This window comes from Streptomyces sp. NPDC090994 (genome assembly GCF_044768905.1).
Lineage (GTDB): Bacteria > Actinomycetota > Actinomycetes > Streptomycetales > Streptomycetaceae > Streptomyces.
This window is the reverse complement of the sequence record NZ_JBIVWS010000012.1, coordinates 142,315-156,981: the sequence shown is the minus strand read 5'-3', so window position 1 is coordinate 156,981 and position 14,667 is coordinate 142,315. Positions and strand designations below refer to the sequence as shown.

Annotated in this window: 13 protein-coding genes; 5 read left to right on the top strand and 8 right to left on the bottom strand. The window is 71.2% G+C overall.

The features are described 5' to 3' along the window. Positions 1-2 precede the first annotated feature (2 nt). Complete coding sequence (locus ACIQR3_RS24225) at positions 3-1,049, bottom strand: aldo/keto reductase (RefSeq protein ID WP_403542456.1); 1,047 nt, start codon at positions 1,047-1,049, stop codon at positions 3-5. A 107-nt stretch (positions 1,050-1,156) separates the two neighbouring features. Between ACIQR3_RS24225 and ACIQR3_RS24220 the strand changes: the two genes are divergently transcribed. Next, positions 1,157-1,621 carry a MarR family winged helix-turn-helix transcriptional regulator gene (locus ACIQR3_RS24220; protein WP_403542277.1) on the top strand — a complete coding sequence of 155 codons (465 nt, stop codon included), beginning with the start codon at positions 1,157-1,159 and terminating at the stop codon, positions 1,619-1,621. A gap of 289 nt (positions 1,622-1,910) precedes the next feature. Here the strand turns inward: ACIQR3_RS24220 and ACIQR3_RS24215 are convergent, their stop codons facing one another. Beyond that, the gene (locus ACIQR3_RS24215; protein ID WP_403542276.1) at positions 1,911-3,128 is read right to left on the bottom strand and encodes a hypothetical protein; all 1,218 of its coding nucleotides are present in this window, start codon (positions 3,126-3,128) and stop codon (positions 1,911-1,913) included. A gap of 118 nt (positions 3,129-3,246) precedes the next feature. Here ACIQR3_RS24215 and ACIQR3_RS24210 point away from each other — a divergent pair, with 118 nt between their 5' ends. Next, positions 3,247-3,948 carry a GNAT family N-acetyltransferase gene (locus ACIQR3_RS24210; protein WP_403542273.1) on the top strand — a complete coding sequence of 234 codons (702 nt, stop codon included), beginning with the start codon at positions 3,247-3,249 and terminating at the stop codon, positions 3,946-3,948. A 94-nt stretch (positions 3,949-4,042) separates the two neighbouring features. On the opposite strand, the gene ACIQR3_RS24205 is transcribed toward ACIQR3_RS24210, so the two are convergent. Together ACIQR3_RS24205 and ACIQR3_RS24200 are read right to left on the bottom strand one after the other, a co-directional pair. Then, positions 4,043-4,381 carry a sulfurtransferase TusA family protein gene (locus tag ACIQR3_RS24205; RefSeq protein WP_403542270.1) on the bottom strand — a complete coding sequence of 113 codons (339 nt, stop codon included), beginning with the start codon at positions 4,379-4,381 and terminating at the stop codon, positions 4,043-4,045. Continuing rightward, entirely contained in the window at positions 4,378-5,046 is a 669-nt protein-coding gene (locus ACIQR3_RS24200) for a carbonic anhydrase (protein ID WP_403542268.1), read from the bottom strand. The genes ACIQR3_RS24205 and ACIQR3_RS24200 overlap by 4 nt, the downstream gene beginning before the upstream one ends. Before the next feature lie 777 nt (positions 5,047-5,823). On the opposite strand from ACIQR3_RS24200, the gene ACIQR3_RS24195 reads away from it, so the two are divergent. Continuing rightward, a complete protein-coding gene (locus ACIQR3_RS24195) occupies positions 5,824-7,257 on the top strand; it encodes an endo-1,4-beta-xylanase (RefSeq protein ID WP_403542267.1) in 1,434 nt (477 codons plus the stop codon). Between the two features lie 611 nt (positions 7,258-7,868). Here ACIQR3_RS24195 and ACIQR3_RS24190 read toward each other — a convergent pair. Both ACIQR3_RS24190 and ACIQR3_RS24185 read right to left on the bottom strand, forming a co-directional pair. Continuing rightward, positions 7,869-9,209, bottom strand: a complete 1,341-nt coding sequence (locus tag ACIQR3_RS24190) for a class I SAM-dependent RNA methyltransferase (protein ID WP_403542265.1) — start codon at positions 9,207-9,209, stop codon at positions 7,869-7,871. A 51-nt stretch (positions 9,210-9,260) separates the two neighbouring features. Continuing rightward, positions 9,261-11,324: an APC family permease gene (locus ACIQR3_RS24185; RefSeq protein ID WP_403542262.1), complete on the bottom strand. Its 2,064-nt coding sequence runs from the start codon at positions 11,322-11,324 to the stop codon at positions 9,261-9,263. 543 nt (positions 11,325-11,867) lie between these two features. Between ACIQR3_RS24185 and ACIQR3_RS24180 the strand changes: the two genes are divergently transcribed. Beyond that, positions 11,868-12,539: a TrkA family potassium uptake protein gene (locus tag ACIQR3_RS24180; protein ID WP_189421006.1), complete on the top strand. Its 672-nt coding sequence runs from the start codon at positions 11,868-11,870 to the stop codon at positions 12,537-12,539. Continuing rightward, positions 12,539-13,216 (top strand): potassium channel family protein, encoded by a 678-nt coding sequence (locus ACIQR3_RS24175; RefSeq protein WP_403542259.1) that lies wholly within the window; start codon positions 12,539-12,541, stop codon positions 13,214-13,216. Before ACIQR3_RS24180 ends, ACIQR3_RS24175 begins: the two co-directional genes overlap by 1 nt. A gap of 182 nt (positions 13,217-13,398) precedes the next feature. Here the strand turns inward: ACIQR3_RS24175 and ACIQR3_RS24170 are convergent, their stop codons facing one another. Together ACIQR3_RS24170 and ACIQR3_RS24165 are read right to left on the bottom strand one after the other, a co-directional pair. Continuing rightward, positions 13,399-14,208: a DUF3159 domain-containing protein gene (locus tag ACIQR3_RS24170; protein WP_403542258.1), complete on the bottom strand. Its 810-nt coding sequence runs from the start codon at positions 14,206-14,208 to the stop codon at positions 13,399-13,401. A gap of 3 nt (positions 14,209-14,211) precedes the next feature. After that, entirely contained in the window at positions 14,212-14,610 is a 399-nt protein-coding gene (locus ACIQR3_RS24165; RefSeq protein ID WP_403542256.1) for an OB-fold nucleic acid binding domain-containing protein, read from the bottom strand. Positions 14,611-14,667 lie beyond the last annotated feature (57 nt).

The window sequence follows — 14,667 nt, the reverse complement described above, 5'->3', positions numbered from 1 at the left end:
ACTCACAGTCCGTTCTCTGTGTCCGCCCGCGCGCGGACCGGCTCCAGGGCGCGCTCGCTGTCCAGCAGGGCCATGAGGGGTGCGGCGTACCGGGTACCGGCCACCGCGTCGGCCGGGACGGCCGCGTCGATCGCGCGCAGTTCGTCGTCGGTCAGGGTGACACCGGCCGCGGCCACGGCCTCCTCGACGCGGTCGGGCCGACGGGCGCCCAGGACGGCCACGACGGTGCCGCGTCGGCCGCTCCGGGTGATGACCCAGGCGGTGGCGAGTTGCGCGACGCTGATGCCGCGTGCGTCGGCGAGCGGCCGCAGCCGGTCGGCCAGGGCGAGGTTCGCGGCGAGGTTGCCGGGGTGGAAGCGGGGCAGCCAGTGGGCGCGCGGGTCACCTCCGGCGGGCCGCCGGTAGGTGCCGGTGAGCAGACCGTGCGCGAGGACCCCGTACGCGGTGACGCCGATCCCCAGGTCGCGGCAGGTGTCCAGGATGCCGTTGGTCTCGGGGGCACGGCTGAACAGGGAGTACTCGATCTGCACGTCGCAGATCGGATGCACCGCGTGGGCGCGGCGGATGGTTTCCGGCCCGACCTCCGAGAGCCCGATGTGGCGCACGTGTCCGGCCTGTACCAGCTCGGCGATGGCGCCGACCGTGTCCTCGACCGGGGTGTGGGGGTCGAGGCGGGAGGGACGGTAGATGTCGACGTGGTCGGTGCCGAGGCGGCGCAGCGAGTAGGCGAGCGCGTTCTTCACGTGGGCGGGGCGGCCCTCGATGCCGACGAAGGCTCCGTCGGGGCCGCGCAGACCGCCGAACTTGACGCTCAGGACCGCCTTCTCGCGATCGCCGTCGCGCAGGGCGCGGCGGATGAGGTCTTCGTTGTGGCCCATGCCGTAGAAGTCGGCGGTGTCGAGGAGGGTGACGCCGGCGTCGAGGGCCGCGCGGATGGTGGCGAGGGCGTCGGCCTCGTCGGCGGGGGCGTCGTGGTCGGACATGCTGGCGCAGCCCAGCCCGAGAGGGGCGGTCTGCGGGCCGTCGGTGCCAAGGGGTCGGGTCTGCATGGATCGGGTCTGCATGGATCGGGTGGATCCTTCCGCGGGGTCGGAGGGGCGAGGGCGCAGCCGCCTGCTAGCGTTGACATCTCAACACTAGAAAGGGGCATGTTGACATGTCAACGCCGTCGGCCGGCGGAATTCCCGAACCGGGCGAACCCCTGGGCGAGGCCGCACCGGATCCCGTCGACCTCTGGTCCTCCTTCAAGCGCGCCCACGAACTCGTCCGCGCCCGGGTGATCGCGGACACCGCCGAGGCGGCGGGCCTGTCCGAGCCGGACCTGACGATCCTGGTCAACCTCGCCAAGGCGGGGGGTTCCCTGCGCCAGAGCCAGCTCGCCGCGTCGCTCGGCTGGGACCGCACCCGCATCTCCCACCAGCTCACCCGCATGGGCAAGCGCGACCTCGTCGCCCGTGAACGCGCCGGCGGCACCAGCGTCACCGTCACCCTCACCGACGCCGGACGCGAGACCATCGCCGCCGTGCAGCCCGGCCTGTACGCCGCGGTACGCCGCCACTTCACCGACAAGCTCTCCGCGCGGGAGATCGAAACGCTGAGTGCCGTACTGCGCCGGCTGTAGCAGCCGGTCACACGGCCGTCGCCCGCGGGCCGGCGGGCGGGCGGTCGACCAGCGCCGCGACGGAGGAACCCGGCAAGCGCCTTCTAAGCGCTTGGCCGCGGGGCCGGGCGGAGTGCCTCAGGAGCCGGCCGTACGGTCCAGCCGTACACCGGACGAGACGGCCTTGGTGCGGATCGTCCGCGGGGCCGGGTGCTACGAGACGCAGACGCACCACGCGGCACACCGACCCCGGCAGCCGGACCGGAGCGAGGCCGGCCCCGAAGTCCTCGGCCTCCGCACCGCCGCTCCCTCAGACTTCGCGCGCCGCGCCTCCAGGGGCCCGGAGCTCCGGCTCCGCCCGCAGCCCGTCGACGTCCGCCCCGCTCTCCGTCAGCACCCGCGCGACCTCCGCCGCGGACTCCGGGTCCGTCCCGGTCTCGTCCAGCAGGGCCGCCAGCAGATGCGTCGTGCCGACCGTCGGCGAGCCCTGCGCGGAGGCGGTGAACTGCGTGACGTGCAGGAGCCGTCGCTCGAAGCCGGCGGAGCCCTCGACCTCCGGGGGCACCTCCCGCGCGACCCCGGTGGTGGGCAGCAGCGCCCGGGCGACGGCACCCTGTCGTGCGCCGTGCCGGCGCAGGAGTTCCGCCCCCCGATTGGCTCCCGTCAGCTCCTCGGGCAGCTCACGCCCCGCGACGGTCAACGACCGGTCCAGGGCCAGGATCCCCAGCAGCACGTCGACCGGCTCCGTCGCCGACGCCCCGCGCCGCACCGCACTCCGGTGCGCCTCCGAGCGCACCGCGCTGACGACCGCCGAACCGAACCCGGCGCCGCCCCCGGACACCCAGGAGAAGAACTTCCGGGTCAGTGGATTACCGCTCTTCCCGAACGTCCCCGCCTTGCGCATCAGCAACACCGGTCCGGGTTCCGGCACTTCGTCGCTCCCCCGCAGCGCGTGCAGCGCGGTCGAGGCGGCCGGGACGTCCAGCTTCTCCACCACCATGGCCTCGCGGGCCCGCGTGTCGGGCAGCTCGACCAGCGCCCGCGCCACGTGGCGGACCCGTACGGAGACGGTGCCCTCTTCCCGTGCCGCCTCCAGCGCCTTGCGCAGACAGGCGCGCAACGCGGGGGTCATCGGCGGCAGTTCGACATTCTCCGGCTCCTCCCCCTTCCGGTTCTTCCAGCGCAGCCTCTTGGCCTCCTCGTACCGGACCTCCCGCCAGAAGGCGTCGATCTCCCGCTCGTCGTCCGGGCTCCCCGCCTCGCCGTCACCCGCGTCCCCGCTGATCCACACCGACGTCCCCCGGGCCGCGATCGAGCCGCCGAGTGTGCCCGAGGCCTTCATTCCGGGGGCGATCGCCGAACCGGCGGCCCATTCACCCGACACGAGCGCGTACAGCAGGCCTTCCGTACCGACATCCGTACGCTCCTGCTCGGCCACCGCGCGCATCGTCTCCAGCAGCAGCTTGACGACGTCCCTCTCGAACTCGGTGGTCACGTCGGCTTTGCGGTCGGACGTTCGCTGATCCATCGGGTTACCCCTCCGTGGCGGTTACTTGCTACCAAGGACGCCGGTACACGCTCTCCGGATGCGCGGCCGGCCGGGCTTCCGGTCCGAGCCGCGTCCACGGGAAAGGAACAGCACCCTGATGAACGACGACGATCCCGTCCTCGACAACCCGGTGGGCCGGTCGCTCGCCGGCCGGCACGCGGCTCTCGCACGCCGCCTGGGCCGGGCCGCCACCTACCTCGACGAGGTGGCGTCCTTCTGCGCCGTGTCCACCGATCCGGACGCGAGGGACTGGGCCGACCTTGCCGCACTTCTCGGTCCCGGCGCGTTCGCCGACCTGTTCAGCTGTCCCGCCGTCCCGCCGTCGGACTGGGAGCCGGTCTTCACCCTGGAGGGCCGGCAGATGATCTGGTCCGGTGGCGAACGCCCCGACGGAGCGGGTTCCGAGTCCGGCACCGGCGTGGTCGAATTGGGCGCGGAGAGCGTGCCCGAGATGCTCGACCTCGTGAGACGGACCGAACCGGGTCCCTTCCGTCCGCGCACCCACGAACTCGGCACCTACCTGGGCGTCCGGGTCGACGGCACCCTGGTGGCGATGGCCGGAGAGCGCCTGCGTCCGCCGGGGTGGACCGAGATCAGCGCCGTCTGCACCGCTCCCGAGGCACGCGGGCAAGGCCACGCCGCCCGCCTGGTCGACGCGCTCGTCGCGCGCGTCCTGACGCGCGGCGAACGTCCCTTCCTGCATGTGGCCGAGACGAACACCGGCGCGATCGCGCTGTACGAGCGGCTCGGCTTCAAGACCCGTCGGCCGGTGACCTTCCGGGGCTTCCGCACGCCCTGACGTCACCCGTCGACGCTCCGCCCGGAACGGACCGCCCGGAACGGACCGCCCGGAACGGTCCGCCGTCCCTTCGCCGGCCGAGCGGCAGAGCGCGTCACCGGCTCCGGGACCGTTCCTGCTCCCGGCCGGTCGCGTGCCAGGGCGCGTCCGGGCGGGTGGCGCGGGCACCGGCGGTGAGCCGCAGGGCGTACACCGGGCCCTCGCCGGGGACGGGGCCGAGGTAGGTGTGGCCGGTCATGTGGCACCAGGCGGGCAGGTCGAGCGGTGCGGCCGGGTCGGTGGCGATGACGTGGACGACGGTGCCCGGCGGCACGCCCTCGATCTCCTTGCGCAGGCGGAGCAGGAGGGTGACGCAGAGCAGGCCGGTGCCGTCGACGGTCAGGGCGGGTTCGGCGGACTTGGCGGACCCGGCGGGCGGGAAGGTGGGCGTCATCGGTTTCCGGGGGTCGACGCGGTCGCGGGCGCCGGGTCCGACGGCACGTCCAGGCCGCGGGAGGTGACCGTCCGCACCGAGCCCTCGGCGAGGCGGTAGGTCAGGCCGACGACCGCCGTGCGTCCGGCGGCGACCTGGTCGGCCAGCTCCCGGGAGCGGTCCATGACGAGGTCGACGGTGTGCCGGACGTGCGTGGCGATGAACCCCTCGTCCTCGCTCACGCCCGCGGCCTGGGCGGCCAGCACACTGGGGGTCACCCGCTCGATGACGTCCCGCAGGAAACCGCGCGCGGCCGTGCCCTCCCGCACGGCGTCACGGGTCGCCGCCACGGCCCCGCAGGCGTCGTGCCCGAGGACGACGACGAGCGGGCAGCCCAGCACACTCACTCCGTACTCGATGCTGCCGAGGACCTCCGGCCCCACGGCGTGTCCGGCGGTGCGGACGACGAACAGGTCGCCCAGCCCCTGGTCGAAGATGATCTCGGCGGCCAGCCGGGAGTCGGAGCAGCCGAGCAGCACCGCGTGCGGGCGCTGGGCCGATGCCGTGTCGACGCGTCGGGCCGCGTCCTGGTTGGGGTGCCGGGGCGTGCCGGCGGCAAAGCGCGCGTTTCCGGCGGTGAGCAGGTCGAAGGCTTCGCGCGGGGTGGCCGGGATGACGTCGTTCATGAGCCGCAGGGTACGTCCGGGGCCTCGTCCTGACCACGTCAGGGGGTGGGCTCGCGGAGGAGGCACCGACCGCGTTCAGGCGCGGGACACAGGCGGTGTCCCGTCACACGAGGGCCGTTCGGGCAGGGGGCGCGGGTGAACGGCCTGTTTCCTTTGGTGCGTGGCGAGAACCCCGGACTCCACGCCGACGACCGTGCCGTCGGAGTTCACCCGCCACCGCTGGTGCGCGGCACCGCCGCAGCTCCAGATCTGCACCCGGGTCAGCCGGCCAGGGAGTCGACGAGCGGCGTCAATGCCCTTCGCACACGTCGCCCTCGCTACCGAAAGATTCGTGACGACCCATGCACGAAACGTCGCACGCCACGCCACCAATGCGCGACGCGCAACCCGCCGACCACACCCTATGGCCACCGCTGACGACGACATCAAGGGTTCAGAGCCCACCCAACCCCACCATCGAAAGTTTCGAGCGAAAAACAGAAACTTTTCCTGCGGGAAGGATTGACGATGCATCATCAACGCCTCGATCATTCCTGTCTGGGAAACCGGCCGCAGCTCGACACCTCGAACCGCACCAGCCTTGGGCCATCCGTGCCGCACCACAGATCCGCGTACCTGTGTCGAAGATCGCCCCGTCCCATGACCGCTGTGTCCGGTGATTCCGTACCGCCCGGGCCCCGGCCCGCCCCGCCCATCCGTCCGCCTGCCGAAGGGGAGCGGACGACGCGATCCCGCTCGCCCCAGTCCTTCCGTGATGTCCACTTAGGAGGCACAGCAATGGGCTCGTACGCCCTTCCCAGATCCGTTGTCCGCCGGAAGATCCGCGGCCTGCTGTTGGCGCTGATCGTCGGCGCCACCGGTACGGCCACCGCACTGGTCACACCGCCGGCCGCACACGCCGCCGAGAACACGCTCGGCGCAGCGGCGGCGCAGAGCGGCCGCTACTTCGGTGTCGCCATCGCCTCGGGCAAGCTGGGCGACTCGACCTACACGTCGATCGCGAACCGTGAGTTCAACTCGGTGACGGCAGAGAACGAGATGAAGATCGACGCCACCGAACCGCAGCGGGGCCAGTTCGACTTCAGCGCCGCCGACCGGGTCTACAACTGGGCGGTGCAGAACGGCAAGGAGGTGCGCGGTCACACCCTGGCCTGGCACTCCCAGCAGCCCGGCTGGATGCAGAACCTCAGCGGCAGCACCCTGCGCCAGGCGATGATCGACCACATCAACGGCGTGATGGCCCACTACAAGGGCAAGATCGCACAGTGGGACGTCGTGAACGAGGCCTTCGCCGACGGCAGTTCGGGCGCCCGGCGGGACTCCAACCTGCAGCGCACCGGCAACGACTGGATCGAGGTCGCCTTCCGCACCGCCCGCGCCGCCGACCCGTCCGCCAAGCTCTGTTACAACGACTACAACGTCGAGAACTGGACCTGGGCCAAGACCCAGGCCATGTACAACATGGTGCGGGACTTCAAGCAGCGCGGCGTGCCGATCGACTGCGTCGGCTTCCAGTCGCACTTCAACAGCGGCAGCCCCTACAACAGCAACTTCCGCACCACCCTGCAGAACTTCGCCGCCCTCGGCGTCGACGTGGCCGTCACCGAACTCGACATCCAGGGCGCCTCGCCCACGACCTACGCCAACGTGGTCAACGACTGCCTGGCCGTCTCACGCTGCCTCGGCGTCACCGTCTGGGGTGTGCGCGACAGCGATTCCTGGCGATCGGGGGACACGCCGCTGCTGTTCAACAACGACGGCAGCAAGAAGCCCGCCTACACCTCCGTCCTCGACGCACTCAACGGAGGCGATTCCACAGAGCCGCCCGTGGAGGGCGGACAGATCAAGGGCGTCGGCTCGGGCCGCTGCCTGGACGTGCCCAACGCCAGCACCACCGACGGCACCCAGCTCCAGCTGTGGGACTGCCACAGCAACAGCAACCAGCAGTGGACGTACACCGACGCGGGTGAGCTCCGGGTCTACGGCGACAAGTGTCTGGACGCCGCCGGCACCGGCAACGGCGCCAAGGTCCAGATCTACAGCTGCTGGGGCGCCGACAACCAGAAGTGGCGCCTCAACTCCGACGGATCCATTGTCGGCGTCCAGTCAGGCCTCTGCCTCGACGCCGTCGGAGCCGGCACCGCCAACGGCACCCTGATCCAGCTCTACTCCTGCTCGAACGGCAGCAACCAGCGCTGGACCCGCGCCTGACAAGGCGTGCCACGCGGAGATCGCCGATGGCCGCGAGGGTCGCCACCATGATGGCGGCGGCCCTCGCGGCCGGGCCACGCCCGCGTCCCGACCACCCGGTCAGTCCGTACACGCCCTCCACGCCGCGGCACGCGGAACGCTCCGGATACGTGGGCTGCTCGACATACGTGGGCTGCTCGAACTCCCGCCCTCACGCCCGTAGATCACGGACCGGACGACCGGACTCTTCTGCCTTCATGACCTCGCCACTACGCTTCAACCGCCCGCCTTCGGAGCAACAGGAGCGCCCTGCGGCGCCACACAGACGGCATCACCAGGTACCGGCCGTCACCCCCTGAGCGCATCCACGGCCGGATGAAGGCGTACCAGCCACGCAGGCACGGGAACCAAAGACAAGCCGCTCGACCAACTCCCGCGCCTTCGCCCTCCGTGCTTGAGCCACGGGATGCCGCGCAGGTTCCTCAACCCACGCTGCGGCCCAGTCACGCATCGCGAGCTCCACCTGACGTGCCATCAGAACGTCAAGACACCTCGGAGCGCGTCATTCGAGCGCCGAGATATCGCCCGTAACGCCCATGGCGCGCATCATGCGCATCAACTAAAACTGCAGCTCAGCGGCCCTTTTCGACAGGCTCCAGAATCGCCACGCACTCCACATGATGCGTCATAGGAAACAGATCGAACACCCGCAGCATCCGCACCCGATACCCCCCACTCCGGAAGTACCCCAGGTCCCGGGCCAACGCCGCCGGATCGCAGGCCACGTACGCGATCCGGCGCGCGCCCAGCGACGCCAGGTGTTCCACCGTCTTCCGGCCGGCACCGGCCCGCGGCGGGTCCAGGACGACCAGGTCCACTTCCGAGATACCCGTGCGCGGCAGGACCGCCTCAACCTTGCCCTGCTCGATCCGTACCCGGTCGAACGCGGCGAGGTTGTGCCGCGCGTCCTCCACCGCGCGCTTGCCGGACTCGATGCCCAGGACCGCGCCCGTGTCGCCGACGCGGTCGGCCAGGGCGCCGGCGAAGAGGCCGACACCGCAGTACAGGTCCAGCGCCATGTCGCCCTTGCGTGGCAGCAGGCCCTGCATGACCGCCGTCACCAGGGTGTCGGCGGCCTTCGGGTGGACCTGCCAGAAGCCGCCGCTGCCGACGCGGTAGGTGCGGCCGTCGGCGCGTTCGCGGACGAAGGGGCGGCCGTGGACGCGGTGCACGCCCCCGTCCTTCTCCCCGACCCGCATGACCGACACCGGCCGGTCCAGTTCGACCAGGGGCAGCCGCGCTCCCGGCCGGGGCGTGAGGATGACCTGGCGGTCCTGGGAGCCGGAGGCCGCGATGGCCTCCACCGTCTCCATGCCCGCCCAGTCGTGCTTCTCGATGCCCAGCTCCGAGACGCCCGGCGCCGCGATCATGCAGTGGTCGATCGGCTCGACCTCGTGCGAGCGGTGGCGGCGCAGGCCCGCGTTGCCGTCGGCGTCCACGGCGTACTGCACGCGCGTGCGCCACGCCGGGACCTCGCCGGCGGGGAGCTTGTCGCCCTCGGCCGGCATCACCGTGCCGTCCCAGCCGGCCTCCTCGGGGGTGAGGCCCGCGAGCCGCTTCAGCTGCTCGGCGACGACCTCGCCCTTGAGGCGGCGCTGGGCGCCCGGCTTGGCGTGCTGCCAGTCGCAGCCGCCGCAGCGGCCGGGGCCGGCGAAGGGGCAGGGGGCCTCGATGCGGTCCTTGGAGGCGTCCAGGATCTCGACCGCGTCCGCGCGCAGGAAGCGGGCGCCCTCCTCGCCCTCGGTGACCCGGGCCACGACCCGCTCACCGGGCAGCGCGTGCCGGACGAACAGCACCTGGCCCTCGGCGGTACGTGCTACGCAGTGGCCGCCGTGGGCGACGGGGCCGACCTCGACCTCGTACTCCTCCCCTACCAGCGACCCGGCCGGCGACGTGTTCTGTTCTGCCTGCATGGCGGGGTGACTCCAGTGAAAGGGGACGAGTGACGACAACAGCCCACCAGTCTACGTCGACTGCGAGGACTCCTTGGCCCGGTCGTGGTGGGGGTCGTGGGCCGGGCCGCGCCGGACCGCGCCGGGCGCGTTCCAGTCCTGGCGCTTGCGGGCCCGCCGCTTGGCGGCCTCGGAGGACTCCAGCTGGTAGGGGACGGAGGTCACCATGACGCCCGGGGTGAACAGCAGGCGGCCCTTGAGGCGCAGCGCGCTCTGGTTGTGGAGCAGGTGCTCGTACCAGTGGCCGACCACGTACTCCGGGATGATCACCGACACCGCGTCGCGCGGCGACTCCTTGCGCAGGCTCTTGACGTACTCGATCACCGGACGGGTGACCTCGCGGTACGGCGAGTCCAGCACCTTCAACGGTACGTCGATCCCGCGCCGTTCCCACTCCTCGCGCAGCGTCTTGGTCTCGGCCGGGTCGACGTTGACGCTGAGGGCCTCCAGGCTGCCCGAGCGCAGCAGCTTGGCGTAGGACAGGGCGCGCAGCGCCGGGCGGTGGATCTTGGAGACGAGGACGACGGAGTGGACGCGGGAGGGGCGGACGACGTCGTCGGTGTCGGGACCCTCGGGAGGCGCGATCTCGTCGGCCACCCGGTCGTAGTGCCGGCGGATGGCGGTCATCGTGGCGTAGAAGATGCACATGCCGAGCAGCGCCACCCAGGCGCCGTGCGTGAACTTGGTGAAGAGCACGACGACCAGGACCAGGCCGGTGAAGAAGGCGCCGAAGGCGTTGATGCCGCGGGAGCGGACCATGCGGCGGCGGGCGGCCTGGTCCCGTTCCGTGGCCAGGTGGCGGTTCCAGTGGCGGACCATGCCGATCTGGCTGAGCGTGAAGGAGACGAAGACGCCGACGATGTAGAGCTGGATCAGGCGGGTGGAGTCGGCGCCGTAGATCCAGACCAGGAGCATCGCGGCGCCGGCCAGGAGCACGATGCCGTTGGAGAAGGCGAGGCGGTCGCCGCGGGTGTGCAGCTGGCGCGGCAGGTAACGGTCCTGGGCGAGGATCGAGCCGAGCAGCGGGAAGCCGTTGTACGCGGTGTTCGCCGCGAGGAAGAGGACGAGCGCGGTGGCGGCGGCCAGGACGATGAAGAGGAAGCTGCCCTTGCCGAAGACGGCCTCGGCGACCTGGGAGATCACCGGGTTCTGGACGTAGTCCGCGCCGACCGCGACGCCGTTGTGGATCAGGTCGGCGGCCGGGTTCTCGGCCATGTGGACGTCGGTCGCCATGGCCAGGCCGATGATGCCGCAGAACATGGTGACGGCGAGCAGGCCCATCATGGCGAGGGTGGTCGCCGCGTTCTTGGACTTCGGCTTGCGGAAGGCCGGGACGCCGTTGGAGATGGCCTCCACGCCGGTGAGCGCCGCGCAGCCGGAGGAGAAGGCGCGCAGCAGGAGGAAGATCAGGGCGAAGCCGGCCAGGCCCTGGTGCTCGGGCTTGATCTCGTAGTCCGCGGTCGGGGCGTGCATGTGGTCGCCGAGCACGGCGCCGCGGAACACGCCCCAGACGATCATGATGAAGACGCCCACGACGAAGACGTACGTCGGGATCGCGAAGAGCTTGCCCGACTCCTTGACGCCGCGCAGGTTCATCAGCGTCAGCAGCACGATGACGGCGAGGGCGCAGAAGACCTTGTGCTCGACGACGAACGGGATCGCCGAGCCCAGGTTCTCGATGCCGGAGGAGATGGAGACGGCGACGGTCAGGACGTAGTCGACCAGCAGCGCGCTGGCCACGGTCAGGCCGGCCCGGGGGCCGAGGTTGGTGGTCGCCACCTCGTAGTCGCCGCCGCCGCTCGGGTAGGCGTGGACGTTCTGCCGGTAGGACGCGACCACGGTGAACATCAGCACGACCACCGCGACGGCGATCCAGGGGCTGAAGTGGTACGCCGACACGCCCGCGATGGACAGGACCAGCAGCACCTCGCCAGGGGCATATGCCACAGAGGAGAGCGGGTCGGAGGCGAAGACGGGGAGGGCGACGCGCTTCGGCAGGAGGGTCTCCCCCAGCCGGTCACTGCGCAGTGCGCGCCCGATCAGAATCCGCTTGGGCACGTCGGTCAGTTTGGACACAACAGAGGATCGTAAGCGTTCGAACGGGGGGTCGCCCACCCGCCACCCCCACCGCGGCCGTCCTCTGCTCTCCGGGTGAAATCACAGAGCCGTGCGGCTACGGATTCCGCAGGTGACGGGCTTGGTGTGCCTATATGACAAAACTCGTTCCGCCCATGCGAATCTCGCCACTTCAGCGGCCCTTCGCCGCCGCCCAGGAGGCCGTATGCCCGCGCACGCAGAGCTGATCGGTGCCCTCGCCGCACTCGTCGGCCTCGGATTCCTCACCCGTGCCAGCGTGCGCAGCATCGGGCGCCGCCGACCCTCGGCCCGCCCGTGACCCCGGGCCCTCCACCCCGCCGATACGTTGGTCCCGGACGGGGGAACCCGGCGTCGCGGGCCCCTGGAGGGGTCAGGGCCGACGGTCACCGGCATGATGGTCCCCCGCGGCCCGCGCACTGGCCGCACCATGCCGCCAGGTGAGCCGAAAGAGAGACATGAGCACAACAGAAACGCAGGCCGGAAGGCCTGTCCGAAGGCCCGCAGGAAGCACGGTGTGACGCGATGCATATTGTCATCATGGGCTGCGGGCGCGTGGGCTCCGCTCTCGCCCACGCCCTGGAACAGCAAGGGCACACGGTCGCCGTGATCGACCAGGACCCCACCGCCTTCCGCCGCCTGGGCTCCTCGTTCGGCGGCCGCCGGGTCACCGGCGTCGGCTTCGACCAGGACACCCTGCGCGAGGCCGGCATCGAGGAGGCCGGTGCCTTCGCCGCCGTCTCCAGCGGCGACAACTCGAACATCATCGCCGCCCGGGTGGCCCGCGAGATGTTCGACGTCGAGCACGTCGCCGCGCGTATCTACGACCCCCGTCGCGCCGAGGTCTACCAGCGCCTGGGCATCCCCACCGTCGCTACCGTCCGCTGGACGGCCGACCAGATGCTGCGCCGCCTGCTGCCCTCGGGCGCCGAGCCGCTGTGGCGCGACCCCACCGGCGGTGTCCAGCTCGCCGAGGTCCACACGGCGGCCTCCTGGGTCGGCCACAAGGTCAGCCGGCTCCAGGACGAGACCGGCGTGCGGGTGGCGTTCCTCACCCGGCTCGGGGAGGCGATCCTGCCCAGCTCCCAGACGGTGCTGCAGGAGGGCGACCTGGTGCACGTGATGATGCGCACCGACGAGGTCGACAAGGTCGAGGCGGCGTTCGCCAAGGGTCCCGAAGAGGAGGGCGGTCACTGATGAGGGTCGCCATTGCCGGAGCAGGCGCGGTCGGCCGTTCGATCGCCGGCGAACTGCTGGAGAACGGCCACGAGATTCTCCTGATCGACAAGGCACCGACCGCCATCTCGGTCGAGCGCGTGCCGATGGCGGAGTGGCTGCTCGCGGACGCGTGCGAGATCACGTCCCTGGACGAGGCGGCGCTCCAGCGCTGCAACGTCGTCATCGCCGCGACCGGCGACGACAAGGTCAACCTGGTCGTCTCCCTGCTGGCCAAGACCGAGTACGGCGTCCCGCGCGTCGTCGCCCGGGTGAACAACCCCAAGAACGAGTGGCTGTTCAACGAGGCGTGGGGCGTGGACGTCGCCGTCTCCACGCCGCGGCTGATGTCGGCCCTGGTCGAGGAGGCGGTGAGCGTCGGGGACCTGGTGCGGCTGCTGCGCTTCAGCCACGGCGACGCGAACCTCGTGGAGCTGACGCTGCCGGAGGAGTCCGCGCTGGCCGGCACCCGGGTCGGCGATGTGCAGTGGCCCGAGGACACGTCCCTGGTCACCATCATCCGCGGCACCCGTGTCCTGGCGCCGTCGCAGGAGGACTCGCTGGAGTCGGGCGACGAGCTGCTCTTCGTCGCGGCGCAGGACCGGGAGGGGCAGCTGGAGGACCTGCTGTCGGCTCGGCGGGGTGGCTCCGCCGGCTGAGCGGGGCCGGGGGCGCCCGGAGCGTTCCGGGCGCCCCCGATCTGCTGTCTCACGTCGGTCGCCGGCGCGTCCTGGCCGGTCGGCCGCGCCCACGCGGCGGGGCCGCACACCGCACGAGCCGCACGTCGGACACAGCCCCGCGCCCCGTACGGGGCGCTGTCGTCACCTACGGGGCGCTGTCGTCACCCCTTGCGGTGGCGGCCGCCCTCGGGCTGCGCGCCGAGGGCGGCCCGCTCCACCGCCCCGGCCTGCTCCGCTGCCCCGGTTTTCTCCACCGCCGCGGCCTTCTCCGCCTCCTCGGCCTTCTCCGCCGCCTCCATCTCCGCGAACACGTCGATCGGCGCGGGCGCCTTCGCCAGGAAGACCCAGGTCAGCCAGACGGCGAGCAGGAAGGGCGGGATCTTCAGGGCCACCAGGACCCAGCCGAGCTGCGTGGTGTCCGCCCACCAGTACAGCGGGAAGAGGATCGCGCACTTGGCGAGCAGGATCAGCCCCCAGGCCCAGCTGGCCTTGGCGTACGCCTTCTTGCGGCCCGGGTTGCGGGTGCGCCAGGAGAGGTTCTCCTTGAAGACCGGGCCGAGGATCAGGCCGATCAGCGGGACACCGGCGAGCGTCGTGATGATGTACGCCAGCCCCAGCGCGCAGGTGTAGAGCATGCCGGGGAGGTAGAAGTCCTTGGCGTTGCCGGTCATCATCGCGAAGACGACGCCGAAGGCCACCCCGAAGACGCCGCTGAAGGCGTGCTTGACGGTGTCCTTCATCGCCAGGCGGACCACGACCAGCACCACCGACACGGCCAGCGCCGCGATCGCCGACATGCGCAGGTCCTTGTTGACCGTGTAGATCGTGACGAAGAGCAGACCCGGCAGAACCGTCTCGATCATGCCCCGCACGCCGCCGAAGGCTTCGAAGAGGGCGGCCTCCGTCACCGCCCGCGCGTCGTCCGCTCCCGTGTCCTCAATGTCCTCAGTCGGCTTGTCGAGGGACGTCACCGGCTACTCCCGTCCGAGGGGTCGCAGTTCGTACTTGGGGTTGAACAGCACCCGGCGGCCCCGGCTCATGGAGATCCGGCCCGATGCGATGAGTTTGCGTCCCGGTTCTATGCCCGTGATGGAACGCCTGCCCAGCCACACGACGTCCAAAGCCGCGGAGCCGTCGAACAACTCGGCCTCCAGCGCCGGGACTCCCGCCCGCGGACGCAGCGTGACCGTGCGCAAGGTACCAGTAACCGAGACGACCTGCCGGTCCTGGCAGTCGCCGATGCGGGTGCAGCCGGTGGTCTCGGCGTCCTCCCGCAGCTCCTCCGACTCCAGGTCCTCCTGGGAGGACGAGAGCCGGTCGAACATGCGCCGGAAACGGCCCACCGGCTTGCCGGAACGAGGAACAGCGCTCATACCTGAAGCGTACCGGGACGCGCCGACAGCCAGGCATCCGCCGGGGAGTGAAGCGGA